We start from the raw sequence: 26182 nt of genomic DNA on the forward strand, positions 1-26182 counted from the left end.
CTAAATATGAAAAAGATCGTATGTTTGCTGCTTGCGCTGGCATTATCAATCGCCGTGTTCGCCGGCTGTGGCGGCAACGACAACAGTTCTTCCGGCAACCCGCCCTCCAACACCTCTGGTGGAGAAAACAGCGGTACGCAGGTTTCTGAAAGCGGCGTGGATATTTCTTCAAAAGCCAAACTGGTCATGTGGACGCCAGGCACTGCGCCCCGCGACCTGCAGAGAATCTCTGGGAAATTGAATGAGATGACCCAGCGAGACCTGAACGCCACCCTGGAGTGGAATATGTATGTTGACGTTCAGAAGCTGAACCTGCTGCTGACATCCGGCGAGCATATCGACGTGATCTATGCCGCAAACTACCAAAACTACGCTGTTTATGCGGCAAAGGACGCCTTTTTGCCTTTGGACGATCTGGTTCCCAAGGTCTCTCCCGCTCTTCAGGAGTACGTCAGTACGGAGATGTGGGACGCGACGCGTGTAGGCGGGAAAGTCTACATGGTGCCCTGTATGTGGGAGGAATGGGTACCCTATGGCTTCCTTTGGCGGGAGGATTTGAGAAAGAAGTACAATCTTCCTGAAATCTCCGATTTGGAATCCATCGAAGCGTACATGCAGGGAATTAAGGACAATGAGCCGGACATGCAGGTGACCGGTGAAATGGTTTCCACTTACGGGTCTCTGGGCTCCCACTTCACCACCTGGGAATTTCTTGACCGGCAGTATAAATGGGCTGACTTCCGTGTTCCCTACGGCCTGTACATCGACTATGAGGATCCTACCAAGGTCATCAATTGGTGGGAAACAGAAGAGTTCCGCAACGATATGAAGATGTTCAAGCGTTGGGCGGACGCAGGCTATTGGTCCAGAAGCGCGCTTGCCAATACGGAAACAAAGCAGAATGCCTTTGAAGCGGGGAAAATTGCCTGTGATTTAGCCTTTAACGCCCCCTCTGGATATGCAAATCTGGTATCCCGCGTCGCTGCCTCTCATCCTGATTGGGAGCTGGGCTGGCAGCCGCATTACCGTGTCAAACAGCTGGCAACTCCCAACCACGCAACCCAGAACGGCATGGCGGTTCCTGCCAGCGCAGAATATCCGGAACGCGGTATCATGCTTCTGGAAAAACTGATTCTGGATGAGGAATATTATCGTACCTCTCAGTACGGTGTGCTAGGCGAGGACTACGAAATTTCGGAGGACGGATATTATGTGGCGGTGGGAGAACCCAGTTCTGCAGGCTTCCCCCGTGAAGCGGGCGACCTCTGGTCCACAAGAAACGAAGATTTCATGCTCTATCCCGAGACAACTGCAAAGGTGCTGAAAGAACTCAATGATGAGTTCCGTACCTATACCAGACCGAATATCTGGACCGGATTTGCCGAGGATACAACGCCCTATCAGACAGAGAAGGCGGCATTGGCCAATGTGATCACGCAGTATCTGCCGCCGATTCAGGCAGGGCTTGTCAGCGATGTGGATGCTGAGATTGACAATCTGCTGGAAAAAGCGAAGGTGGCCGGTCTGGATAAGATTCGCGAGGAATATACCAAACAGTGGCTCGCCTATGTGGAAGAGCATGGGTTAGCGAAATAGGCCTGAAGACAGGGTTCCGTAAATGCTCTATGAAATAAAAGTGTGCCAGCCTTTCCGTATTTGTCTTTTTTTGCTATAATAACGTGAGGTTTATCTTAAAGTTCATATACCTTCAATAATAGAGTTTCAAATAGGGAAGATGACCATGAAAAAGCATAGAAACCGGTTGTTTCGATCGGTACAGCGGACAATCCTATATCTTGCGCTGATGATGACAGTCTTGGCCTGTGCGCTGTTTTACGTCGTAAGCAGGCAGGTGCTTTTGGAACGCACCTGCCAGGCCGACGTCAAAAGCCTTCGACAGGTCTATAGTGCGTCAGACGGCATGAAAAGGACAGCAGGAACGATCGGATGGCAGGTTTACAACGACCAGCTGGTCGCCTATCTTCTCTATGCGGATTATTTTGATTCCAACCAGCTTTGCGCATCCCTTGCGCAGTTGAACAATTATCGTTTTTCCAACCCCTATATCGATTCAATTTATATTTATAATGGAAACCTGAATTCCATTACAGCGAGTTCCAGTCAGTTTGGAACCTACGACGCGCCCCTCTCAGGGAAGGATGCCTTTTTTGACAGCCAGATTGCCGAGATCATCCGCGGGGAGGGTTCTGCCGGGCAGTACCAACCCATCCCGCGGCTGATACGGTATCAAAATACGAAAAAATTCTATTATACCTACCTGACCTGTGATACGTTCAATATGCAGAATATCCGCAGTGCGGTGTTTGTCAATTATTCCGGTGAGTGGCTTGACAGCATTGTGCAGAACAAGAGTGAGCTTCCCGGCAGCACATTAATTTTGAACCAGGAAGGCGTAGTTGTCAGCGGCGGGGGATATTTTCCCATGCTGACCGACGCGTCTGATATGGAATTTTACCGCCGGATGCAGGAATGCACCGGGGAAGGATATTTTGTTACCTACATTGATGGTGAAAAGACGCTTGCCTCCTATTTGCGCCCGGGGGGAGAAGATTGGCAGTATCTCCGGCTGACGCCTTACCCGCTGATCACCGGGGATATCGATCAGGCAATCAGCAGCTTTTTGCTGATCGGGTTTGCAACCATAGCGGTGGGCGGATTGATTTCCTTCCTTTTTTCCCTGCGGGTTCGTAAGCCAATTGGAGAAATCTATCAGAACCTGGAACAACTGGAGCAGGAAAGCAGGAAAAACAGGAGCGGACATCGCCAGCAGCTCTTTCGGAATCTGCTGTATGGAAGCGAAAACCCGGAAGCCGTACTCAAGTCCGGAACATTAAACGGGCTGCGCTTGAAAGGGCTGGACGAGGAATGCCTGCTGGTACTGGTTCGCATCCGAAATTACCGGGGATTGTATCTGGGATATGACAGCGACGACAGAAGCTTGTTCCGCTATGCGGTGGCCAATGTGGCGGCAGAGATCTGTTCCCGCAGTGTTTGCGCCGAAGTAGTGGATATGGGCGGGGGCAGCCACCTGACGTTGATTCTGACGCACTGTGAACATGTGGACTTGCCTTTCCAGGAGTGGGTGAACAGCTGCTTGCAGGAGATCACCTTCTCGGTCAGCCAGGCGCTTTCTCTTGAGCTGAGCTATACGGTCAGTGAGCTGTTTCCCTTCCAAAATATTGCGGCTGCCTACCGAATTACGCAAGAGGCAGCCGGTCATCAGCTTTTTTGCAAAACGGGAGATATCCTGTGGGCCAAGCAGGTTTTGGAACGTAACTCCCGTCACTACACCTATCCACAGGAACGGGAAGAACAGATGGTTGAAGCTATCCTCTCTTCCAATGAGGAGCAGGCCGATGCCATTATGCGAGGCGTTATTCTCGAAACAGAGGAGTATTCTTTCTCTGTGGTGAATCTGGTGGTTTCCCGGATCGCGCTCTCCCTTCTGGGGGTAGTGGACGACCTGAAGAGCAGCCATTTGCTGGAGTCCCCTGAATCCGATCTGGTGGAATCTTATGCGGTAACCCATCTGGCCGAGGAAGAATCGATTGAAGCTGTAGTCGGCGGTTTTGAAAAGATGATTCACGAGATTGTCTCGTTGCTTGAAAACAAACGGAACGCACATCACTTTGTTCTGGTTCAGAAGATTTCAGACATCATTCAGAAAACTTTTCAAGATCCGGAATGCTGTCTGGACAGTGTGGCAGAAGCCGTTGGGCTGTCACCTGCCTATGCGGGAAAACTGTACAGGCGCTATACGTTGAAAAGCGTGGCCGAAACCATCGGTGAACTGAGGATGGAACAGGCAAAAAGGCTTTTGCTGGAAAACAGAAAGCTCACAATCTCTGAAATATCGGCCCGGACAGGTTTCAGCAGCAATTCCTATTTCTCCAAGGTGTTCCGGAAGGAAAACGGGATGACTCCCAACGAATATCGAAATCTCAATCAATCAGGAGGCAATTCATGAACCAAGTCCCGAGTGTGGAGCGGGAGCCGGCAGCCGTGGAGCTGAGGCGGGTGAAAATCGTCTTTGCCGCCCTTTATTTCTTTTTTATGCTGGCACGGGCAGTGTTTGGCCCCTTTATCACGCTTTATTTAGAGGAAAAGGGCCTTTCCCCCGAACAGATCGGTTTGATTACCGGCATTAACTCCTTTATCATAATTATTTCACAGCCAGTGTGGGGAATCGTTGCGGATAGAATCCGATCGATGAAAAAAACGCTGATCCTCTGCATGATCTGTCAAGCTGTTTTTGCCCTTTCCCTCCTATTCGCCAATGAAATTTTTCTCATTGCCATTGCTTTTATGATCTATACCTCCTTCTCCTCTTCGGAGGGTCCCCTGATGGATACCTGGGCGCTGACCAGCCTCAAGAACGCGGGAGACCCCAACGGGATGGGGCGGGTCAAGATGTGGGGCTGTATTGGGTTTTCCGTCAGCAGCGTGGTTTCCGGCGTGTTTATCAGCCGGTATTCCACAGGCGCCATTATTCCGATTTTTTCCGGTCTTTTGCTGGCGATAGCCTTGGTCCTGCTCTTTGTAAAAACCGGCTCTGCGCCGGCAAAGGCTGTTACCCTGAAGGAAATGCAGATAGGACGTGTTTTCAGAGATAAGAAATTTCTAATTTTTTTGTGCTATGTCTTTTTTATGCAGCTGGCTCACCGAGGAAGCTTTACCTTCTATCCCCTGCTGATTAAGCAGTTGGGCGGAGATACCTCTCTGGTTGGCTATGCAAGCGCCCTGATGTTCGTTTCAGAGGCAGTCATTATGTTTCTCTCCAAAAGGATGCTGAAAAAAACCAAGCCGGAGATCCTGGTCATGATTTCTTCCTTTGCGTTTGTGCTCTGGCATTTTTTCTTCAGCATTTGTCAGACCCCCGGACAGGTGGTGCTGGCATGTTTGATGGACGGCCCCTCCTTTGCCCTCTTTACCATTGGAACGCTCTACTACATGGACTCTATCGCCCCGCCGGACATCCGTACCACCTACCAGACGGTGGCCTATTCCATTTACTTTGGCCTGAGCGGCATTGTGGGAAATATGGCCAGTGGCTGGCTGATTGAAAACCTCGGCTACCGGCCGATGTATTGGATCGGTATGACGGTCACTCTCACCTCAACCATTGTCTTCTTTTTCGTGCGCAGAGTCGCTGGGGCCAAAGCAGCCGGCGCGACGCTGGAAAAGTAAGCGCCGGCCTGCAGAGAGAGGGCTGACGGCGGAAGCCCGGTACCCAAAAAAGCCCGGGTTCGGAAGAAGTGATTCCCCGGAAGTTTGTATCTATGGGAATCTGAAAAAACATTTCGAGAAAGGAAGTACTCAGAATGAAAAATGTTGTCATTACCGGAGCAGACCGGAATATCGGCCTGGAGCTGGTGAAGCAGTTTCTGCAACGCGGCTGGCAGGTTTTTGCGGGCCGCTATCTGATGGAGCTGCCTCTTTTAGAGGAATTGAAGCAGGAATATCCCGACACCCTTACGCTGGTGCCGCTGGACGTTTCCAAGGCGGAAACCGTACAGGCGGCCGCGGACATGGTCGCCGGAGAGGTGGATCATGTCGACATGCTGATTCACAATGCAGCGGGCTTTGGCGATCATACCGGAGGGGAACGGAAGGCTGTCGATTACTCCACCTTTTCTACCCCTTATAATATCAACTGCCTTGGCGCCATGCGGCTGGTCCATTCCTTCCTTCCACTGATGCAGACCGGCATGAAGCGGCTGTGCTTTGTTTCCTCCGAGGCGGGCGTTGTTTCAGTTGCCCACCGGACGGAGGTTTCCAGCTACTGCATGTCCAAAACAGCCCTCAATATGGCGCTGCGCCTGATGTTTAACCAGCTGCAGCCGATGGGATATACCTTCCGGCTGTATCATCCCGGCTGGGTCCGTTCGGCCAAGGTTACGCATGCCGGGGAAGAGGCTCCCAGCTTTGAAGTAAATGGAGAATTGATTGGAAAGTTCTGGCCCTGGGAGACCGCGGCGTCAGCTGCGCCCCAGTTTATCGAAGACCGCGAGTGGGAGGACCGGCTGGTGCTGATTGACAACGAAGGCGCCGCCTGGCCGTTCTGAGCGGAAGTGAGAATGCCGTGAAAGGAGAAATAAGCTGATGAATAAAGTTGTTATGATAGCGGGAGCCGGGGATGCCGTAGGCATCCGCCTGGTGAAGGATTTTTTGAAAAAGGAATATACCGTCGCCGCAGCCCTTTTGGAGGGGCAGGACGCACAGCTCCCCGAAGAGGTATATTCCGTGGTGATTAACCCCCTCTGCCAGCAGTCGGCCACAGACGCCGCCAAGGCAGTGGAAGATAAGTTTGGGGCAGTGGATCTCCTGGTGGTCAATATGGACAACTGCACCGAACGGGACGAGAAGACCATTCTGGATGAGCCGGATTACGACGCCATGAAGCTTGCCTATGAATACAATTCTTTGGGGCCCCTGCGCACCATTGAAGCTTTTTTGCCCCTGTTGGAAAAAGGCGGCGGGAAGCGGATCTGCGCTGTCACCTCTGTGGACAGCAGCAACAATATGACAAGGGATATGAGGGATTTCCCCGGCCATGTTTCCAAGGCCCCCTTGAATATGGCCATGAATCAGCTGTTCAACGGCCTTCGTCCGGAAGGCTATACCTTTAGAATGTATGGTAAGGATCCCACAGCAGGGCCCGATAAGGCGGGAGAATTTGCAGTGGAATACTTTACCCGAAATCGCAGCAACGAGCCGGAATCCTATAAGCATTCGGATGAAAACCGGCTGGTTCTGCGAGACTGGATGGGAATTGAAATTCCCTGGTAAATCATTTTTTCGTGATACTAACCAGTGATGGCTTGCCGCATGCTGTACCGCAGCGGCAGAAAGGATGGACAGGCTTATGAAAATCTTGCTTCTCTGCGATGATCTTTGGCACCCGGGAGAAACAGTCCGTTTCGGACTCAAGTTCCTGGAGGAACAAGGACATACAATCGATACCGTGATGGATGCAAAAGATATTGTTACCCCTGAGCTTTTGAGGGAATATGACGCCGTAATAATCGCCAAGGGAAATTCCCTGAACGGGGCGAACGCCAAGGCTCCCTGGTTTGAGGATGGGATTACCTGGGTGGACCCCAACGGATACAAAAACTATGTGGAAGAGGGCGGCGCCGTTTTGGTCATGCACGCGGGAACCACTGCGCACAACTGTCCCGCCATGTCGGACTTCCTGGGCGTTCGGTTTATCACGCATCCGCCCCAGTGTCCAGTGGACTTTCAGGTGAAAAATCCGGAGCATCCCATCATGCAGGGCATTGCGGATTTCACTTTTCCACAGGATGAGCACTATCAGTTGGAGGTTCTGTCGGATGAACTGGAGCTCTTCGCGGAAACGGCCTCCGCCGCGGGAACCTACCCCGCCGGTCTGACCCGCACCTATGGAGAGGGCCGTCTCTGCATCCTGACGCCCGGCCACAATGCCTTTGCCATCAACTTCCCGGAATATCAGAAGGTGATTGTCAACGCTTTGCGCTGGGTTACAAAAGAGATCGGCTGAAGTCCCCTTGGAGAGACAGAATCGTCTGAAGTGTCTCCATTACTGGACTGAGAAAAGTTGACGGAACTCCCCCTTGGATTCAAAAGCACTCCCCGGCGTCCCTTTTGGACTGCCGGGGAGTGCTTTTGCCGTTGGTTCTGAAACCATAGGAGGGTGTAGGATTTTTTGAAGCAAAATCACGAATTTATGATAGAACGCCTGCGGAATCAATGGTATAATAACCTCAGAAAGCCTGTAACGCGTGGGGCTGGCCGAAAAACCGCAGAGACCAAGAGGCGCGACATGCCCACCGCAGGTGTGTTTCCTGTACAAAAGTTTGAGGGTCTGTGACCGCAGGGCCCGCCAGAAGGATGAAAAGGGGCTTTTTGCGGTAAAAGCCACCGTTCCGCGCAGGCGGAAGGAAAGGGAGGAGTAACATGCAGTTAGGAGTACAGCTTTATGGAGCAATGGATTTGTTCCGGAAGGATCCCCAGGGGTTTCTATCCAAACTGGCCCATGCCGGATATACGGACATCGAGCCCTGTGTGGCCTTCGGGGATTCTGTGGAGTCGCTCGCTCAAAAATGGGGAAAGCCCATCTGGCTGCCCGGAGAGGTGGCGGGGTTCCGGACAATGGCAGAACGGGAAGGACTTTCCATTCACTCCTGCCATTCCTTTGACAATCCTTTGGAGCATGCGGAGGAGCTGGTTTCGCTGGCAGAGGAAAACGGGATAAAGGCATTCGTGGTCAACTGTCCTTCTGAGGAAGCGGTTTTTGACGGCACGGTGGAAAACTGTGTGGCGGCGGCGGAAGCCCTGGCCCCTCACGGGATTGAACTTTGGATGCACAACCACTATCGGGAAATACTGGCCAGGCATGGGGACACCACCTTCTACGAGGCGGTTCTGGCTGCCTGCGGCGGAAAGGTGGGGGCCCAGCTGGATGTGGGCTGGGCGCTTTATGCAGGGGAGGATCCGGCTGCGATGATGGATCGTTTGGCCTTTTGCCTGCGGGCCGTTCATTACAAAGATACCAACGGGGATTACAGGGAAACCCCTGTTGAAAACCACCCCATAGCCTTGGGGAAGGGCTCACTGGATGCGCGGCCCATCATGGAGCGCGTGAAGGCCGCAGGCGTATCTGCGCTGGTGGATCAGGACTCCAGCCCCGGGGATTTACTGGAAGATCTGCTGGAGGCCGCCCGGTATTTGGCAGCGCTGGAAGGTTGAGAGGGGATTGCGGGGAAGCGTGGCGAGCCGGGATTCCTTTCAAGAGGCTGCGGCTGTACGGTGTTCGAAAGCAGAATCGGGATTGTGGACTTGCCGTTCAGGGCAAGTCCGGCCGGGTGAAACAAGACAAGGAGGACGCTATGGACGTGAGGAAGATCGCAAGGGAAATTGTGGAGGGATCGGTCGTTCTTCTGAAGAATGAAGAAGAGCTGCTGCCTTTTGCGCCTGGCACTAAGGCTGCGTTCTTTGGCAGGGCACAGCTGGAGACCATCCTGTCCGGAAACGGCTCCGGCGCGGCGAAAGCAGGGCATACAGCCAATATTCTGGAAGAGTGCGAGCGGCGGGAAATCTGTCCGGTCCCCGCTTTGAAGGCATACTATGAGGAACAGGTCGGAAAGAGCGCGCAGGAAAAGCAGGGGGATTTCGATTTCTCACAGCTGAAGGAAGCGGTAAACAGCGGCCTGATGTATGAGATTTTCGGGAAGTATCATCCCCCTGCTGCGGAGTTTTCCGTGCCGGAGGAGTTGATTCGTCAAAGTGCGGGGGAAACGGACACAGCCGTGCTGGTTATCGGCAGACAGTCCGGCGGAGAGGAATGCGACCGGCATCTGGAGGACGACTACTATTTGACGCCTTCCGAAAAAGCTCTGGCCGCTCAGGTGTGCGGCGCGTTTCCCAGGGTAGCGGTCATTCTCAATATCAACGGTCTGATAGATTTGAGCTGGCTGGAGGAGTACCCCGGCATTCAGAGCGCAGTGTTCCTGGGCGTCCCCGGAGAGGAGGGCCCCGCGGCGCTGGCCAATATCCTGTGCGGGGCGGTATCGCCTTCCGGAAAGCTGCCCGTTACCATTGCGCGGCACTATGAGGAGTACCCTGCAGCCCTGGATTTTTCCTGGGATAAGGAGCATCCTGAAAAGATTCTGACCTATGAGGAGTATGGCCTGGACGCTGCCGCGAACGGCAGCAAGGGATTTGCAAAAAGCCCGGTTACCGTCTACAGGGAGGACATCTATCTGGGTTACCGGTACTTTGACACTTTTGGAAAGAAGCCCCTGTTCCCCTTTGGATTCGGCTTGTCCTATACCCGGTTTTCTGCAGCAGACGTCGAAGTGAAAAAAACAGAAAACGGCCTTTCCGTGACGGCTGTGGTAAAAAATGAAGGAAGATGCTCAGGGAAAGAGGTATTGCAGCTTTATACTTCCGCTTTCGGAACGGAGACAAAGCATCCTTATCAGGAATTAAAAGGCATTGCGAAGACCCGGGAGCTGGCCTGCGGAGAAAGCGAGACTCTTTCCCTGACACTGCCCTGGGAGGAGCTTGCGTGCTATCGGGAAAAGACGGCTTCCTGGAGCATTGAAAGCGGCGGCTATCTGCTGCGTCTGGGAAATTCCTCTGCTCACACTGAGATTGTGGCCTGTGTCCGGGTGGGGGAGGACATCCCTGTCTTCCAAACGGAAAACTGCCTGGGGATCAGGGACTGCAACAGGGGCAGGATAGAGTTTCTTGCCCCGCCGGAGGCTTCCGCCGTGCCGGAGCTTCCCCAAGCTGTCCCTGTGCTGGAGCTCACTGCCTCTGAGGTGAGGCCACAGACGCCGGCTGCACCTATGCCGCTGGAAGCGGATTGGGAAAGCTTTTCTCCGGAAGAGCTGGCGTCTCTCTGTGTGGGTTACGGTCCTGGCACGCCCTTTGCGGCATTGCGGGAGACTCCGGATCCCAATACCATCTTTAACCAACAGGGAGAGCCGGTCACCTCTAACAGCCATCCAGCCGGATTTAACGGCTATGTTTCCCCGGCGATTGAGAAAAAGGGAATCTATTCTATTTTCTACAAGGACGGCCCTGCCGGGGTGGGAGAGACTGCCTGGCCCTCCGAAATGCTGCTGGCCAGTTCCTTTGACCTGGAATTGTGCGCAAGGTTTGGAGACGCTGTAGGCGCTGAGTGCGAAAAGAATCGGGTGGACGTTTGGCTGGCGCCTGCGGTGAACCTTCACCGTCATCCGCTGGGAGGAAGGAATTTTGAATATCTTTCGGAGGACCCCTATCTCACGGGAGCTTGTGCCTGCGCGATTGCCCGCGGGGTGCAGAAGAATCATCCGGTGCTGGTGTGCGCCAAGCATTTTGCCGTCAATGAGCAGGAGACTTACCGCAGGGGAAGCGCTAGGCATCACTATGACGCTGTAGATTCCATTCTCACCGAACGTGCTGCCAGAGAGCTGTATCTGAAACCTTTTGAGATGCTGGTAAAAAGGGCGGACCTTCACTGCATGATGACCTCTTTCAATAAGCTCAACGGGGTTTTTGCAGGAGGCAGCAAAGAGCTCTGCACATGCATCCTCCGTCAGGAATGGGGTTTTGACGGACTTGTGGTCACCGATTGGGGAGACATGGATATCGTGGTGGATGGAGCCGACGCTGTGGCTGCAGGAAATGATGTGGTGATGCCGGGCGGTCCGCCCGTAATCGTCCAAATTTTAAAGGGGTATGAGGAGGGCAGAGTGACTCGTGAGGAGCTCCAGCAGGCGGTTTCCCACCTGCTGAGCCTCCTGAAGCGATTTGGCAGGTACGGTGCGCAGCGGCTGTGAGAAAAGCAAGGCAGGGCCTTTCCGTGCTTTTTCCGGAAAAGCCCTGCCCGATTCCATGGCGGGACAGAACCGGCGGCGCGGCCTGCGGGCTTGGGAACAGGGCAAACGGGCGCCATGGTATGGCGCTGTAAGTACGGGAGCAGACGAGGGAGGCGCGTCATGAGAGAGGAAAAGGTTTTCTATGTGTCGGATCTGGATGGGACTTTGCTGAACAGCGGCCAGGCTTTATCGGCGTTCACGGTGAATACGATCAATTCTCTGGTTGGACAGGGGATGCTTTTTTCCTATGCGACTGCGCGTTCCTATTGTACGGCAGGTAAGATAACCCAGGGAATATCGCCTCAAATTCCTGTTATCATTTATAATGGGGCTTTTGTTTTAAAGAATGGCACACAGGAAAAAATACTGTCCCACTATTTTGAGCCGAAGGATGTGCAGCGCATTTGGAGACTGCTGCAGGACCATCACATCGATCCCATCGTATACGCGCATATTGACGGAATAGAAAAATTTTCTTACTGTAAAGACCGTACGACTGCCGGCAGGGACGCTTTTTTGGAAAGCCGCAGGGGCGACATCCGTGAGAATCCGGTGGAAGAAAAGGAACTGTGCAGGGGCGAAGTGTTTTATTTCACTTGTATCGACACAGAAGAAAAATTGAAGCCGGTTTATCATCTGTGTAAAAAGGACTTTCCCTGCGTGTACCAGAGAGATATTTACAGCGGAGCGCAGTGGCTTGAAATTTTGCCCAGGCAGGCGACGAAGGCCGGCGCTGTCGTGGAGCTGAAAAAATTGCTGGGCTGTGATAAGGTGGTTTCCTTTGGGGATGGCAAAAATGACATTTCCATGTTCGATGTTTCAGACGAATGCTACGCCGTAGAAAACGCCGATCCGGAACTCAAACGCAGAGCTACGGCTGTCATTGAAAGCAACGACAACGATGGGGTGGCCAGATGGCTTCTGGAACATTGGCAAAAATAGCCGGACTGTCTTTTTTCAGCCCCGTAAGAGAAATCCGCTGTGTTCCTTCCTATATCGCTGTTCCCCTTTCGGGATTCCAGGAAAAGGGAAGAGTTCCCCGCCGCCCATCCGGGCAGGGAGCTCTTCCTTTATCGTTGTAGGAGCTGCGTTCAGCGGCAGTCGTCCGTCCGCACGGTCAGCCGGAACTTGCGTACCTGGGGAAGGTAATAGGGCATGTTGGTTTCCCAGTTTCCAGAGTGCAGCAGGTAGCCTTCCAGCGTCTCGTTATCAAACCACTTCAAGGGGATTCGGGGCGTGTAGGGGCAGGCATCCCGTTTATACCAGGTCCAGTCATACTGCACCAGAAAGAAAGGCCCCCAGGGCTTGTCGGATTCCAGAATGGTCAGCTCGCTGCCGGTGGGTGTGCGGAAATTGGTATGTAAGCCCCAGGTGAGCAGCAGGTATTTTTTCAGAGAGGGCAGATATACCATCTCCGGCAGGCCGATATGTCCCGGAATCTCCAGTATGGGGGTGGCCTCCGCCAGCTCTTTCTTCCAAATGGGGTCGCCATTTTCATCGAGCTGAGCAAACTCCCAGGCTCCCCTGTCCATGATCCGGTCTTTGGGCGTCCGGCCCAGCAGCAGCTGCCTGCCGTTATCCCATTGGTCTCCCGAGACGGCGTACACATAGTCGTCTACAGCCTCTTCATTGTTCTTCCCGTACTGTAGGAAAGAAAGTCCTCCGAAAGCTGTGCCGGGGAACATGGGTTCCCAGCCCTGATAGCCGGTGCGCTCTGCCTCAGGAAGAGTCCAGCTCTGAGCGGCGCCAGTGGTCCTGTCAAAATATTTTTCCTGGAATTCTCCCAGCAAAGTGTTGAGCTCCGGTGTCCAGGTTTTGCCGTGGTCTTCCGAGCAGATAATGGTAGCGTCGCCGCCCCATTGGCAGCCGGGAAGTGCAGGCTCCTTCCATCCCAGAAGGTTCTGAACCGCGTAGTAGAGCTTTCCGTCCACGCAGATCATACCGCAGGGCTTGGGACCGCCACCTCCGGGTCCTACATAGCCGGGCATGTCGTGGACCCGGTGTACCTGAAATGCCTCGGGTTCACCGGTGATGACCTCTACTACCTGGCCGGACATTCCCTTGTAGGTTTCAGGGCTTTCACTCCAGCCGCCCCGGGAGGGGTCCGACACATAGTTGTTTCCATCTAATACCATCCAGTTGGGGTCGCCGGTGCCGATATAGATTTTATCGTCATCCGCCCAGGCCATGGGGTGGGTATCGCCCTTCACATTGGGGCTGGCCACCGGGATGCGGTCGCCGATCCAATCAAAAAACAGGCTTTTGCTTCTGGGAATCTCGATTGGGTGGTTGTATTTCATAGTCAGTTCCTCACTTTCCGTTTTCTTTCAGCCACTGGCCTGCTTCCTCATACATTTCGTCCAGGCCGTTGGCGTGCATCTGTTCTACATACTCGTCCCAAATGGCGTCGAAATTTTCCGCCGGTTCCAAAATTAGGCGGCTTTGATATTCATTGCTAATGGAACTCAGTTTGCCGCTGTAAGTAGAAGCGGTTTCCAGCTTTGCGTCTATCAGCTCGTGGGCCATCACCTCACAAATCATCTTGCGCTGTTCGTAGAAGGGGTTGTCGGCCTTGTCTTCTTCGGATACAAAGGTGACGCAGTTCTGCATGGCGGAGAGCAGGTCGCCCGGATAGGCTTCAAAATCGATGGTGCCGTTAATGGTAGAGGTCAGCCCCCACCAAAGGGGATGGCCCGTAGGCCCTTCGCCGTCCTTGGGATCCCAATCCTTATCCTGCTCTTCCTGGCTGATGCCGTAGAACACCCCGTCCTCATAGCGGTCGTAGTGGATTCCCTCGATGCCTGTGCACATGAGCTTGCGGCCTTCGCCGGTATTCAGGTATTCCAAAAGATCCAATACCCGTTCGGGGTTCCGGCAGGTCTTGGGCAGTACGTTTACCAGCCAGGACCAGCCGGCATCGTTGACGGTGGCGCCGTTGGTATAACGGGGATCGTGGGGGGCTGGGAATAAAAGCTCCACCTCGGCCTCCGGACAGTTTGCTTTTACCTCAGCCAAAGACTTGGCCCACATGGGGGAGAAGCCGATTCCACTGTGGCCTGCGGTAAAATCGTTGAGGCAATAGTCCCTGTCCCGAATGGTGAAAACATCCTGGTTGATCAGCCCCTCGTCGTAAAGACGCTTTACAAAGCGGAGGGAAGCCTTTTGCCCTTCCGAGGTGCCTGTATACTGCAGGGAGCCGTCTTCATTCTCCGTCCAGGTCACAGGGGGAGAACTGAGGCGCATCATCAGGCCCCAGGAGTCAAAGATCTGAGCCACAATCATGGCATAGGTGTCGTCCTGGCCGTTTCCGTCGGGATCCTCCTCTTTAAAGGCCCGGAATACCTCATAGAGTTCGTCAAGGTTTGTGGGAACGTCCAGGCCCACCTTGTCCAGCCAGTCCTTCCGGATTCCGGCTACCCAGCCGCCGCCTGGCTGGTTCAGGCAGGGGATGCCGTAGCTCTTGCCGTCCACCAGGAATTTCTGATAGACGTCGTCATAGGCGATCATGGATTCAATGGGATAGCGTTCCATGTCCTTCAGGTAATCATCCAGCGGAAGAATCGTGCCGTTGCGGGCGTGGCCGATATAATCCACCGCGCCGTCGTCCATGGAGATTACATCGATGACCTCGCCGGAAGCCAGCATGGTATTTACCTTGGTAGCCTGCTGGTCCCAGGGGGCGGTAACAAACTCCAGCTTGGTGTTGGTGCGCTTCTGGAGCTCTAACAGCACCCTGTCCTTGGTGGGATCCTGGGTGACAGCCACCCGGAAGAACCGGATTTCCGTGGGCTCCTCCGCAGCGGCGTCTCCCGTACTGGGTTCACCGGCTTCACTGGAATTCCCAGAGGCGGGACCTGTACTCTGGGGATTCGCTTCCGAGGAATTTGACGCCGCCGTACAGCCGGATAACGCCAAGAGAAGCGTTAAGACCAGCGCGCCGGGTACTTGAGACCATTTTCTTTTGCTTTCCATCATGTTGCCTCCTTATTCTATTGAAATTTATCCTTTCACCGCTCCCAGCATCAACCCTTTTACAAAGTACTTTTGCAGGAACGGGTAAACGCACAGGATGGGTACGATGCTGATGACTACAGTGGCCATTTTGAAGATTTCGGACTTGTTGGTGAGATTCCCCAGGCCGATCATAGAACTCTGCATGGTGTTGGCTACAATCATTTCCCGCAGCAGCATCTGCAGAGGGTACAGTTCCCGGGAGCTGATATAGAGTACGGAATTGAAATAGTCGTTGTAGATTCCCACTCCATAAAACAGCGCCATTACCGCCATAATGGGCTTGGAAAGCGGAAAGACGATTTTAAAAAAGATGGTGATGTCAGAGGCGCCGTCTATCCTGGCCGATTCCTCCAGGCTTACCGGCAGGCTGGTCATGAAATTTTTGGTGATGATCAGGTTATAGGCGCTGCAGGCCATAGGCAGAAACAGCGCGGGCAGTTTATTCGCCAACCCCAGCCGCGTCACCACAATGTAAGAGGGAATCATGCCTCCGCTGAACAGCATGGTGAACATGATAAGCCCGTTGAACACCTTCCTGGGGGCGAACTGGGGCCTGGATAGGGCATAGGCGCTGGGAATTGTCAGCACCAAGGCAATCAGGGTTCCACACAGGGTAATCAGCACACTGATACCGAAGGAGCGGAGAAAACCGCTGGAAACCAGGGTTCGGTAATACTCTGAAAAATCAAGGGCGTGAGGCAAGAAATGGAGCTTGTCCGCCAGGTAGGAATCTGCGGTGGACACAGAGATGACAAACACATACCAGAAGGGGAAGAAACATAAAAAGCCCAGAACCGCCAGAATCAGATACACCATGTAGTCAAACGCCGTATTTTTTCTTTTTTTCATTTCTCCGCCCCCTTTCAAAAGATGATTTCTTCGCCGATCCGGCGGGAAAAGGCGTTGGCGCCCAGCAGAAGGCCCAGGCTGATTACGCTTTTGAACAGCCCTGCCGCAGTGGCGGTTCCGTAATTGTCGCCTCCCATAGAAAACGCCGTGCGGTAAACATAGGTGTCGATAATATCTCCCGTGGCGTAAACGGCGGGATTATACATGTTGAAAATTTGATCGAAGCCCGCGCCGATGATGGTGCCCACCCACAGCACGAACACCGTAAGGATGGTATTTCGGATGCAGGGCAGCGTAATGGAAAAGATGCAGCGGCCCCTGCCCGCGCCGTCAATTGCGGCGGATTCGTACAGGCCGGGATCGATGGACAGAATGGCCGACAGGAACAAAACGGAGTTAAATCCCATGTCCTTCCACATGTCCGCCCCCACTACAATGATCCGGAAGAGATTGTTGTCCGTGAGGGTAATGGGGGAAAGCCCTCTTCCCTTCAGCAGAAAATTGATGCCGGTCTCCGGATTGAAAAAGGTGATGCAGAAGACGGACACCACTACCCAGGATAGGAAGTGTGGGATGTAGGTGACAGTTTGCACTAGGGATTTGAACACTTTGTTTTTCACTTCGCTGAGCAGAATCGCCATGAAGACCGCTGCGGGCAGACAGACCGCAATGCGCATCACCGCCAGGATGATAGAATTCTGAAAAGCCCTCCAGAAAAAATGATCGGAAAACAAGTTCTGGAAATTTTTAAAACCTACAAACCCATCGAAGGAGAAAAAACTCATACCCGGCTGATACCGGCGGAAGGCAATGCCAATGCCGAACATGGGCGTATAGCAAAAAATCAGAAACCAGAGCAGCGCGGGCGCCACCATCACATAGAGCCACTTGTCCCGTTTGAAGCTTGTGAGAACTCTTCTCATAAAGAGATACCCCTCCCTTACGTTGTAAAAACGCTGATTCAGCCTGAATTCAGGATAACATGGGAACCGGAGTTTCACAGTCCACAAATTGGTGTATATCACTTGAAAAATTGCATCTCTTCCTGAAATTATATCGTATTTTGCCATGTTTTTAGCTGGAAATCATTCCCATTACGGATTTCTGATGTTGATAATTCTGGAAAGGAAGATTATAATGGCTTCATCGGGGAGGGTGGTCTTGATGAAGTTCATGAAGCTGAAGACCAAATATATCCTCTCCTATGCCCTCACGATCTTATGCCCGATCCTGCTGTTTTTAGGGATTATTCTCAACGTAGTCTCCAATGTCATAGTGAAGCAGAGCATTGAAAATGAGGTACAGATTAACAAGCAGTTTAAAAATAACGTCGGCTATATTTTCAAGGATTACGCCAGCATCGTCAACCGGCTGTGCTACAGCGGGGAACTGCAGAATCTGGTGGGGCTGGATGCAGAGACCCTGCAGAAAAATCTCTCCTCCTTTCTCAATCAAAAAGAGATTATCCGCAGCAGTATTTTGTTCTATAACTATCAGGGGGCACTCACCGTGTACCTGCGGGAGGATTCCCCGCTGATCGACTATCTTTTTTTTATGAAGCTGGAGGACGGCGGTCCGCAAAACGCCCTTTATCAGCAGCTTTCCCAAGAGGAAAACCGCATTGATTGGCGGTTTGAGAACGGTAAGGTAACCGTCTCGCGCCCAATCACCAGTTATACCAGCGAGTCCTTCGGGCTGGTGCAGCTGGTCGTCCGGGAACAGGATATCTACCAGCTGTTTTCCTCCTACCGTCCGGAGGACCGGTATATTGTTATTGTGGATGAGACGGGCAAGGTGATCTCTTCCAACGACCGCGCCATTGTGGGCACAGATTATTCCGGCCAGGATGTGTATCAGCGGCGGTTGGATGGAGATATGCTCTATACCCAGGACGGATCCTGCGCCGTGCTCTATGAACAGTTGGAGCAGATGGATGATGGGCCCAGCTGGACCATCATTACCCAGATTCCTGTCAAAAATATGCGCCAGCTTGCCAATACGGTTTTGCAGATAGGATGCCTTACGGCGGGACTGTGCTTTTTGGCCTCCAGCCTGCTTTATCTGCTTCTTTCCGGCGACGTGGTCCGCAGGGTGCAAAAGCTGAGCCTGTATATGGACCTGCAGCGGGAGAGCAAATTTGTCCCCATTCCCATTCAGGGACCAAAGGACGAGCTCTACAAGGTGCAGCTGGCTTTTAACCGAATGATTGCCAGCCTGGAACAGCTCATCCATGACAACTACCTCTCCCAGCTGAAAATAAAAAATGTGCTGATTGAAAAGCAGAGCGCAGAACTTATCGCGCTGCAGAATCAGATCCATCCTCATTTTCTGTTCAATACCCTGGAATCTATCCGGATGAAGCTGCAGAACGGGGATTCGCAGCATGCTCAGGACATGCTTGTGTCGCTTTCCCGTATTTTGCGGCTGAGTCTTTCAGACCGGGAGGATCTGATCCCGTTGAAAAGTGAACTGGAGTATGTGGGCCATTATATAAAAATACAAAATTTGCGGTTCCCCAAGCGGTATACCTTTGAGATCTCTTTCGAAGAGGAGATGCTGGAATATTGTGTTCCCAAATATGCCATACAGACGCTGGTGGAAAACGCGGTGCTCCATGGGATCGATCCCAAGGGCGGGGAAGGCCGCATCTCTGTGAAGGGAGAAAAAGAGGGGGAGGATCTCTGCATCCGGGTAACGGACAACGGCGTGGGAATCCCGGAAGGGAAACTGAAGAAGATCCGGGACCGTCTGGCCTCGGCCCGGGAGACATCGGATGAGGAAGGGATCGGGATTCAGAACGTAAACGACCGTTTGACCATGCATTTTGGGGAAGCATATGCCGTGCAGCTCAACAGCATGGAAGAACAGGGAACGGAGGTGGTTTTTCGTGTACCGTGTCATCATTGCTGACGATGAGCCGGATATCTGCGCCGGGATGAAGACGCTCATCGATTGGGAAGCGCTGGGATTTGAGGTGGCTGGTACGGCTGAAAACGGGCTTCAGGCCATGGAGCTGGAGGAAGAACTGAAAGCTGATTTGGTAATTACCGACATCCGCATGCCGCTGATGGACGGTTTGGAGCTGGCCAGACGTCTCAAAAGCAGCTCCGCGGATATTCAGGTTGTTATCCTCAGCGGTTATCGCGACTTTGCCTATGCAAAACGCGCCATCAGCTGTGGGGTCAGCAATTATCTGCTCAAGCCGGTGGATACGGAAGAGCTTGCCGGAGAACTCAGAAAGATCAAGCTGACGCTGGATCAGCTCCATACTTCCATGAAAGAATATACGCTGCCGGAAGAGGACGGGAGCCCGGAATCCGCCGCTTCCGAAATCCTTGCCTATATTGACGCGCATTATCGGGAAAACCTGAGCCTGCGTGAATTGGGAGAACGTTTTTATCTGAACCCGGCTTATTTGGGCCGGCTGATCAAAAAGGAACGCGGAATCTCATTCCATGAATATTTAAATTATGTTCGGATTCAACAGGCCAAACTCCTACTGCGCAATTCGGCTCTCTCTATCCACGAGATTACAGAACGGATTGGATATAATTTTGAGGATCATTTTTACCGCAATTTTAAAAAATATGTCTCCCTCAGCCCCAATGACTACCGAAAGCTTCACAGGAAAAAGTGACGGGCCGACGCAGCGGATATGACCCCGGTCACCCGGCGGGAGAAAATCCTGACAAAGCCTCCTCCCGCCGGAAAAAGATAGGAGGAGGCTTTTGCGTTAGTCCGTTTTTATGGACTGGTATGAGCCTTGTTTTATCTGTTCCTGAAAGGAAGAATGGGAATATGCAGAAAGCAAAAGCAAATGGCAAGCATATTCATGCTCCCGAAGGACGCCAGAAATCTGTATGGGTTTTGGATCGGTTTGCGTTTGCTGACTTCAAAACTGCGGCGGGAACAGAGGAGGGATTGTTGTACGAAAAAGGGGACAAAAAGTGCTGGCGGCGTTTTGACAGACCTCCATGCCGGCAGGGAGGTTCTTCCGGGAGTTGGTGAAATGGCAGCCCGGGAGGAACTGATTCAAGCAAAACCGCGGGAAGTCAGGGATCTATGGATCTGAAAGAGGCCATGCGAGAGTGTTTGCAGAAAGGAATCCGCACGAACACTGAGTTCTTGCGGGTTCCTTTCTGACTGTACCGAACAAATCCGTCCGGCGGGGAACAAAACAAAAGCGCTTCGCATAGCTGCGAAACGCTTACTCATGCTATTTGCGGACCGCTTCGGCCAGTGGTGAACGTGCGCCTCCAGCGCACAAAGCCGTCACGCTGCTGCCGTACTCCAAAAGGAGCCTGCAAAGCATGGCGATAAGGTTGAAATAAAAAAACTACGGTTCACATTTCGCAAACCGTAGTTTTGGTGGGGATAACTGGACTCGAACCAGTGACCTCCTACGTGTGAAGCAGGCGCTCTAACCAGCTGAGCTATACCCCCGTAACAGACAATACTATACCAGATTTTTGGCGTACAGTCAAGCCCTGTTTTTGGAAAAATGGAGAAGAAAATGATGGGCGGGGAATAGCAGAAGGCAGTCTGGGCGGTTTTAGCGGAAAAAGTTTCGCTGGGGCTGAAATGCCGGACAAAGCCTCCTGCATTGTGACTTTTGGAAAATCATTCCCTACCGCGGGATTTCAGGCGGGCGAGAGCCCGGGAAAGGGCGGCCTGCGTCTGATAGTATTCCTGCTGGCTTTGCTTTTGGCGCAGCCGCTCTTCGGCGCGCCGTTTGGCAGCAAGGGCGCGGTTGATGTCGATTTCCTCCGGCCGCTCAATGGAGGCGGCCAGAAGGATCACCCGTTCCGGCATAATTTCCACGCAGCTGTCAGTGATCACAGCCATATGCCATTCCCCTTTTTCATCCTGGAACCGGAGCTCTCCGGCGGTAATAACTGTGACCATGGGTTCATGGCCGGGCAGAATCCCGTGGGAACCGTCAATGGCGGGCAGGATGATCTGTTGGGCGTTTCCGGAAAAGAAAATGTCCTCGGGAGACAGCATTTCAAGATAAAAGGTGGAAGCCATAGCTGCGGTACTTCCTTTCTTCTGAAAGATGGTTCATCCGACTGGGATTCAGGACTTGCCGCGGGCAGTTACCTCGTCGATGGAACCGGCCATGCTGAAGGCAGTTTCCGGATATTCGTCCAGTTCGCCACCCAGAATGGCTTCAAAGCCTTTGATGGTATCCTCTACCGGCACATAACGTCCCTCTTTGCCGGTGAAGGGTTCCGCCACGAAAAAGGGCTGGGAGAAAAAGCGCTGAATCTTTCTGGCACGGTTTACGGTGCGCTTATCCTCATCGGCCAGTTCCTCCATACCCAGAATGGCGATGATATCCTGCAATTCACGATAACGCTGCAGCACCTCCTGAACGGCCCGGGCGGTCTGGTAATGCCGGTCGCCCACCACGTCCGGTTCCAGCACGCGGGAGGTGGATTCCAGTGGGTCAACAGCCGGATAAATGCCTTGTTCCACAATCTTTCTGGACAGTACGGTGGTGGCGTCCAAATGGGCGAAGGTGGTAGCGGGGGCGGGATCCGTCAGGTCGTCCGCAGGGACATAAACCGCCTGTACAGAGGTGATGGACCCTTCCCTTGTGGAGGTGATCCGTTCCTGCAGGGAACCCACTTCGTTGGCCAGGGTGGGCTGGTAGCCCACGGCGGAGGGGAGGCGGCCCATCAGGGCGGACACTTCGGAACCGGCCTGTACATAGCGGAAGATGTTGTCGATAAAGAGCAGCACGTTCTGATGCTCGTGATCCCGGAAATATTCAGCCATGGTCAGACCGGTGAGCGCCACCCGCATTCTGGCCCCGGGGGGCTCGTTCATCTGGCCGAAGACCAGGGCCGTCTTCTGTATGACGCCTGACTCGGTCATTTCCCGCCAGAGGTCGTTGCCCTCGCGGGTTCGTTCGCCCACGCCGGTGAAAATGGAATATCCGCCGTGTTCGGTGGCAATATTGCGGATCAGCTCCTGAATCAATACGGTTTTTCCCACGCCAGCTCCGCCGAACAGGCCGATTTTTCCGCCTTTTGCGTAGGGGGCAAGCAGGTCGATTACCTTGATTCCCGTCTCCAGAATTTCCACGGTAGGGCTCTGGTCGGCAAATCCGGGCGCAGGCCGGTGAATGGGCCATTTCTCCGGGCAGTCAGCCGGACCCTTGCCGTCTATGGGATCGCCCAGAACGTTGAACATACGTCCCAGCGTGCCGGCGCCTACAGGCACCTCGATGGGGGCTCCCGTGTTGGTGACAGGCATGCCGCGGGTCAAACCCTCGCTGGTGGCTAGGGTGATACAGCGCACGGCATGATCTCCGATATGCTTTAAAACCTCCAGAACCTGGTGCTCTCCGCCGTTTTCTACGGTGAGCGCGTCATGGATGGCTGGCAGCCGGACACCGTCAAACTGCACATCCACCACAGGGCCCAGGACCTGCAGGATCTTTCCCTGATTTTGTTCCATAGTGTAAGGCTCATCCCTTTCTTGGGTGATAGAAGGTGCAGCGGCTCAACTGTCCAGCAGGCTTGCCGCCCCGCCGGCGATCTCGGTGATCTCCTGCGTGATTGCGCCTTGCCGGGCGCGGTTGAATTCAAGAGACAGCTTTTTCAGCATATCCCTGGCACTGTCTGAAGCAGAATCCATAGCGGTCATTCTGGCGTTTTGTTCGCTGCAGAAGGATTCTACCAGCGCACCGAAAAGGTAACCCTTCAAGAGTCCAGGGACCAGGACTTCCATCACGCTCTCCACCGTGGGTTCATAGCGCAGCACTTCCCGGTATTTCCCTTCTTCCCGCATGCCGCGCATGGCGCTGAGCATTGCCCGGTCCAGCGGAAGCAGTTTTATGATCTCCGGCTCCATCTGTGCAGACGACACCGAACGGGTATAAATTAGATAGATTTCATCCAGATTTTCCGAATCATACAGGGAAACCAGGGTGCTGATAATCTCCCGGGATCTTTCAATGGTGGGGTCCTGGGCGGTATACATGAATTCGGCGTCAATCCGAATGTCCTTCTTCATAAAGTAGTGCCGGCCCATCTGTCCGATCAGGAAAAGGGTGGGATCCTTTTTTCTGGCCATATAGCTCTCCGCCAGCTTCAGCACATTGTGGTTGTAGGCGCCCGCCAGCCCCTTGTCTCCCGTAATGACCACAAAGCCTGCCTTTTTTTCCTTGACGCTTTCATGGCCGTCCACAAACCGGTGGCGCAGTTCCGGGGAATGACGGAAGATATCCAGCAGGGTCTTGGCAATCTGTTCAAAATAGGGCTGCACCTCAGAAAGCTGCTTGCGGGCTTTTTTTACCTTGGAGGAGGAGATGAGATACATTGCGTTGGTGATTTTCAGGGTCTGCTCAATGCTCCGCATGCGGGAGCGGATTTCCGTTATGCCTGCCATGTGGGGCTCACCTGCTTTTTGTAGGCTTCGGAACAGTCCAGGATGACCTGTTCGTTTTCAGCCGAGAGTTCGCCCGTCTGCTGGATTTCCTCCATCACCTGGGGCTGTATGTTTTCCATATATTCAGCAAGCCCCCAGGCAAATTCCCTGGCATGGGACAAGGGAACGTCGGAGAGCAGCTTACGGGTGGCGGCAAAGAGGATGACCACCTGCCGCGACACGGGGAGGGGATGATAGAGAGGCTGTTTGAGCACTTCTATCAGCCGCTTGCCGTGCTCCAGGGCCTCTTTGGTGGCTGGATCCAGATCGGAGCTGAACTGAGTAAACACCTCCAGTTCCCGGAACTGGGCCAGATCGATGCGCAGGCTTCCGGCAATCTTTTTGACGGCCTTCGTCTGGGCGGCGCCGCCCACGCGGGAGACGGAAAGCCCTACGTTTACGGCGGGGCGCACGCCGGAAAAGAACAGATCGCTTTCCAGGTAAAGCTGGCCGTCCGTGATGGAGATGACGTTGGTCGGGATATAGGCGGAAACATCCCCTGCCTGGGTTTCGATGATGGGCAGAGCCGTGATGGAACCGCCGCCAAACTCAGGAGCCATCCGGCAGGCGCGCTCCAGGAGCCGGGAATGCAGATAAAACACGTCTCCGGGATAGGCTTCGCGGCCAGGGGAACGCTTCAAAAGCAGGGAGAGTGTGCGGTAGGCAACCGCGTGCTTTGACAGGTCGTCATAGACGATCAGCACATCCTTCCCCTGGCCCATGAAATACTCGGCAATGGCGGCCCCGGAATAGGGCGCGATGTATTGCAGAGGGGCAGGCTCGCTGGCAGAGGAGGAAAGAAGGATGCTGTACTCCATGGCGCCCTCTTTTTCCAGCGTGTTGTGGATTTTCGCCACAGTGGAAGCTTTCTGGCCGATTGCCACATAGATACAGATCACGTTTTGGCCTTTTTGATTGAGAATGGTGTCCACCGCTATCGAGGTTTTCCCAGTCTGACGATCCCCTATGATCAATTCCCGCTGTCCCCGGCCTACGGGTACCATGGCGTCAATAGCCAATATGCCGGTCTGCAGGGGGACGGTGACGGGCTGCCGCGTCACAACCCCGGAGGCCTCATGCTCGATGGGCCGGGTTTCCGAGGTGGGGATCGGCCCCTTGCCGTCGATGGGGTCTCCCAGGGCGTTGATGACCCGCCCCAGCATCTTTTCCCCTGCGGGCACGTCCGCCCTCCGGCCGGTACGCCTGACCAGATCCCCTTCCTGCAGGCCCTCTTCAGGGCCCAGCAGCGCGCAGCCCACACTGCCTGTTTCCAGGTTCATGGCAAGGGCTTTCACACCGTTTTCAAATTCCAAAAGTTCGCCGTACATGACGTTCTGAAGGCCATAAACGGTGGCGATGCCGTCGCCGATCTGAATGACGGAGCCGGTTTCGCTCACCTGGGTCTTCTCCTCATACCGGGCGATCTCTTCTTTCAGTATGGATACGATCTCTTCCGGATTGCCGTTCAAAGCCATTACCTCTCTTTCAGGGATCTTTGGAGTCCTCGGAGCATGCCGCGCACGCTCTTGTCATAGGTCATATCGCCCAGCTGTATCACAAATCCGCCGATCAGCGATGGATCCAGCCGGGTGAGCAGCTCCACACGATTTTTCCCGTGGAGCCTGCAGAGCGCCTGGGACAGCTGCTCCCGGTCCGCTTCCGCAAGAGGTCTGGCACAGCGCAGGGTGGCCTCTGCCGCCTGCTCCGCATCCAGACAAAGGGCATGATAGCAGGTCAGGATTCGGGGCAGCAGGAAGATCCGCTCCCGGTCGCATAGCAGGCGGTAAAAATTGAGCAGCAGGGGAGTGGTCTTATCCCGGAGCAGGCGTTCCAGCAGGGCGTGTTTTTCAGCAGTGCTTACACAGGGGCTGCAAAGAACCTTCCAGAGGCTGCTGTCCCCGGTGAGAAATTCTGTATCGGAACGAAACTGTGCTTCCTCCTGCGTCAGCTCAAACAGGGCCTGAGCATACCGCTGTTCCAACGGCCTCATGGCTTTTCCCCCACTTCCGACAGGAAGGAATCCACCAGCCTTCGGTCCGCCTCCCCGTCCATCTCCTTTTGGGAGAGCTTCGAGGCTGCAGCCAACACCAGCTCGGTCATGTTTCCCTGCACCTGGCGCAGCATCTGTTCCCGGTCCAGCTCCAGCTGGGTGTGGGCGCGGGCGGCGGCTGTGCGGGCATCCTGGTCCGCGTTTTTCAGGATCTCGTCATATTCCTTCTGCCCCCGCTCCTTGGCCTCCTGAACAAGTTTTGCGGCTTCGGCCTGGGCGTCCGCCAGCTGCTTTTCGTATTCGGCGCCGAGAGCTTCTGCTTTCCGGTTCTTCTCTTCTGCGTCCTTCAAATTGTTTTCAATTTCCGCGGTGCGGCTCTCCATCATCTTGGTGATGGGCCCGAAGAGGAAATGCTTCAGGAGCAGGAACAGAACGAGGATATTAACAATATTCCAAATAATTGACCAGTCCAAGTTCAGCAAACCGATGCGCCTACCTTTCTTTCAGGGGATTCCTGCAA

21 protein-coding genes and 1 tRNA gene are annotated in these 26182 nt (G+C 53.8%); 11 read left to right on the forward strand and 11 right to left on the reverse strand.

Annotated elements, in window-relative coordinates; all coding sequences use genetic code 11:
- Window positions 1–6: 6 nt before the first annotated feature.
- The 9 genes from BN3911_RS04645 (at window position 7) to BN3911_RS04690 (ending at window position 12314) form a co-directional block, all read left to right on the forward strand.
- The gene (locus BN3911_RS04645; protein WP_066862008.1) at window positions 7–1596 is read left to right on the forward strand and encodes a DUF3502 domain-containing protein; all 1590 of its coding nucleotides are present in this window, start codon (window positions 7–9) and stop codon (window positions 1594–1596) included.
- Between the two features lie 145 nt (window positions 1597–1741).
- Entirely contained in the window at window positions 1742–3988 is a 2247-nt protein-coding gene (locus BN3911_RS04650; RefSeq protein ID WP_066862010.1) for a helix-turn-helix domain-containing protein, read from the forward strand.
- Complete coding sequence (locus tag BN3911_RS04655; RefSeq protein ID WP_066862012.1) at window positions 3985–5208, forward strand: MFS transporter; 1224 nt, start codon at window positions 3985–3987, stop codon at window positions 5206–5208. The genes BN3911_RS04650 and BN3911_RS04655 overlap by 4 nt, the downstream gene beginning before the upstream one ends.
- Window positions 5209–5342: 134 nt before the next feature.
- On the forward strand, window positions 5343–6086 hold the full coding sequence (locus tag BN3911_RS04660; protein WP_066862015.1) for an SDR family NAD(P)-dependent oxidoreductase: 744 nt from the start codon (window positions 5343–5345) through the stop codon (window positions 6084–6086).
- A gap of 37 nt (window positions 6087–6123) precedes the next feature.
- Complete coding sequence (locus tag BN3911_RS04665; RefSeq protein ID WP_066862018.1) at window positions 6124–6810, forward strand: SDR family NAD(P)-dependent oxidoreductase; 687 nt, start codon at window positions 6124–6126, stop codon at window positions 6808–6810.
- Between the two features lie 76 nt (window positions 6811–6886).
- The gene (locus BN3911_RS04670) at window positions 6887–7543 is read left to right on the forward strand and encodes a ThuA domain-containing protein (protein ID WP_066862021.1); all 657 of its coding nucleotides are present in this window, start codon (window positions 6887–6889) and stop codon (window positions 7541–7543) included.
- Between the two features lie 416 nt (window positions 7544–7959).
- Entirely contained in the window at window positions 7960–8751 is a 792-nt protein-coding gene (locus BN3911_RS04675; protein ID WP_066862024.1) for a sugar phosphate isomerase/epimerase family protein, read from the forward strand.
- A 116-nt stretch (window positions 8752–8867) separates the two neighbouring features.
- Window positions 8868–11333 (forward strand): glycoside hydrolase family 3 protein, encoded by a 2466-nt coding sequence (locus BN3911_RS04680; protein ID WP_242871074.1) that lies wholly within the window; start codon window positions 8868–8870, stop codon window positions 11331–11333.
- 159 nt (window positions 11334–11492) lie between these two features.
- Window positions 11493–12314, forward strand: coding sequence for a Cof-type HAD-IIB family hydrolase (locus BN3911_RS04690; RefSeq protein ID WP_066862028.1), 822 nt, complete (start codon window positions 11493–11495; stop codon window positions 12312–12314).
- A 149-nt stretch (window positions 12315–12463) separates the two neighbouring features.
- On the opposite strand, the gene BN3911_RS04695 is transcribed toward BN3911_RS04690, so the two are convergent.
- From BN3911_RS04695 to BN3911_RS04710, 4 genes are read right to left on the reverse strand one after another with little or no spacing between them, the layout of a single operon-like run.
- A complete protein-coding gene (locus BN3911_RS04695) occupies window positions 12464–13672 on the reverse strand; it encodes a DUF4185 domain-containing protein (RefSeq protein ID WP_066862029.1) in 1209 nt (402 codons plus the stop codon).
- 10 nt (window positions 13673–13682) lie between these two features.
- Window positions 13683–15347: an extracellular solute-binding protein gene (locus BN3911_RS04700; RefSeq protein WP_066862031.1), complete on the reverse strand. Its 1665-nt coding sequence runs from the start codon at window positions 15345–15347 to the stop codon at window positions 13683–13685.
- A 24-nt stretch (window positions 15348–15371) separates the two neighbouring features.
- Window positions 15372–16235 carry a carbohydrate ABC transporter permease gene (locus BN3911_RS04705; RefSeq protein ID WP_066862034.1) on the reverse strand — a complete coding sequence of 288 codons (864 nt, stop codon included), beginning with the start codon at window positions 16233–16235 and terminating at the stop codon, window positions 15372–15374.
- A gap of 14 nt (window positions 16236–16249) precedes the next feature.
- Complete coding sequence (locus BN3911_RS04710; protein ID WP_066862037.1) at window positions 16250–17158, reverse strand: ABC transporter permease; 909 nt, start codon at window positions 17156–17158, stop codon at window positions 16250–16252.
- Between the two features lie 241 nt (window positions 17159–17399).
- Between BN3911_RS04710 and BN3911_RS04715 the strand changes: the two genes are divergently transcribed.
- Both BN3911_RS04715 and BN3911_RS04720 read left to right on the forward strand, forming a co-directional pair.
- A complete protein-coding gene (locus tag BN3911_RS04715) occupies window positions 17400–19145 on the forward strand; it encodes a cache domain-containing sensor histidine kinase (RefSeq protein ID WP_066862040.1) in 1746 nt (581 codons plus the stop codon).
- The gene (locus tag BN3911_RS04720; protein WP_066862050.1) at window positions 19123–19872 is read left to right on the forward strand and encodes a response regulator transcription factor; all 750 of its coding nucleotides are present in this window, start codon (window positions 19123–19125) and stop codon (window positions 19870–19872) included. Before BN3911_RS04715 ends, BN3911_RS04720 begins: the two co-directional genes overlap by 23 nt.
- 729 nt (window positions 19873–20601) lie before the next feature.
- On the opposite strand, the gene BN3911_RS04730 is transcribed toward BN3911_RS04720, so the two are convergent.
- The 7 genes from BN3911_RS04730 to atpF all read right to left on the reverse strand — a co-directional run bounded on the left by BN3911_RS04730 (window position 20602) and on the right by atpF (window position 26144).
- Window positions 20602–20678: transfer RNA gene (locus BN3911_RS04730), tRNA-Val, on the reverse strand.
- 177 nt (window positions 20679–20855) lie between these two features.
- The gene (gene atpC, locus BN3911_RS04735; protein ID WP_066862056.1) at window positions 20856–21263 is read right to left on the reverse strand and encodes an ATP synthase F1 subunit epsilon; all 408 of its coding nucleotides are present in this window, start codon (window positions 21261–21263) and stop codon (window positions 20856–20858) included.
- Between the two features lie 48 nt (window positions 21264–21311).
- Window positions 21312–22700 carry a F0F1 ATP synthase subunit beta gene (atpD, locus tag BN3911_RS04740; RefSeq protein ID WP_066862059.1) on the reverse strand — a complete coding sequence of 463 codons (1389 nt, stop codon included), beginning with the start codon at window positions 22698–22700 and terminating at the stop codon, window positions 21312–21314.
- 45 nt (window positions 22701–22745) lie between these two features.
- A complete protein-coding gene (gene atpG, locus BN3911_RS04745) occupies window positions 22746–23633 on the reverse strand; it encodes an ATP synthase F1 subunit gamma (protein WP_066862063.1) in 888 nt (295 codons plus the stop codon).
- Window positions 23621–25147, reverse strand: a complete 1527-nt coding sequence (gene atpA / locus BN3911_RS04750) for a F0F1 ATP synthase subunit alpha (RefSeq protein WP_066862066.1) — start codon at window positions 25145–25147, stop codon at window positions 23621–23623. The genes atpG and atpA overlap by 13 nt, the downstream gene beginning before the upstream one ends.
- Window positions 25147–25662: an ATP synthase F1 subunit delta gene (gene atpH / locus BN3911_RS04755; protein ID WP_082942087.1), complete on the reverse strand. Its 516-nt coding sequence runs from the start codon at window positions 25660–25662 to the stop codon at window positions 25147–25149. Before atpH ends, atpA begins: the two co-directional genes overlap by 1 nt.
- Window positions 25659–26144, reverse strand: a complete 486-nt coding sequence (gene atpF, locus BN3911_RS04760; RefSeq protein ID WP_066862072.1) for a F0F1 ATP synthase subunit B — start codon at window positions 26142–26144, stop codon at window positions 25659–25661. Before atpF ends, atpH begins: the two co-directional genes overlap by 4 nt.
- Window positions 26145–26182 lie beyond the last annotated feature (38 nt).

It is taken from the genome of Neglectibacter timonensis (assembly GCF_900048895.1).
Classification (GTDB): domain Bacteria; phylum Bacillota; class Clostridia; order Oscillospirales; family Acutalibacteraceae; genus Acutalibacter; species Acutalibacter timonensis.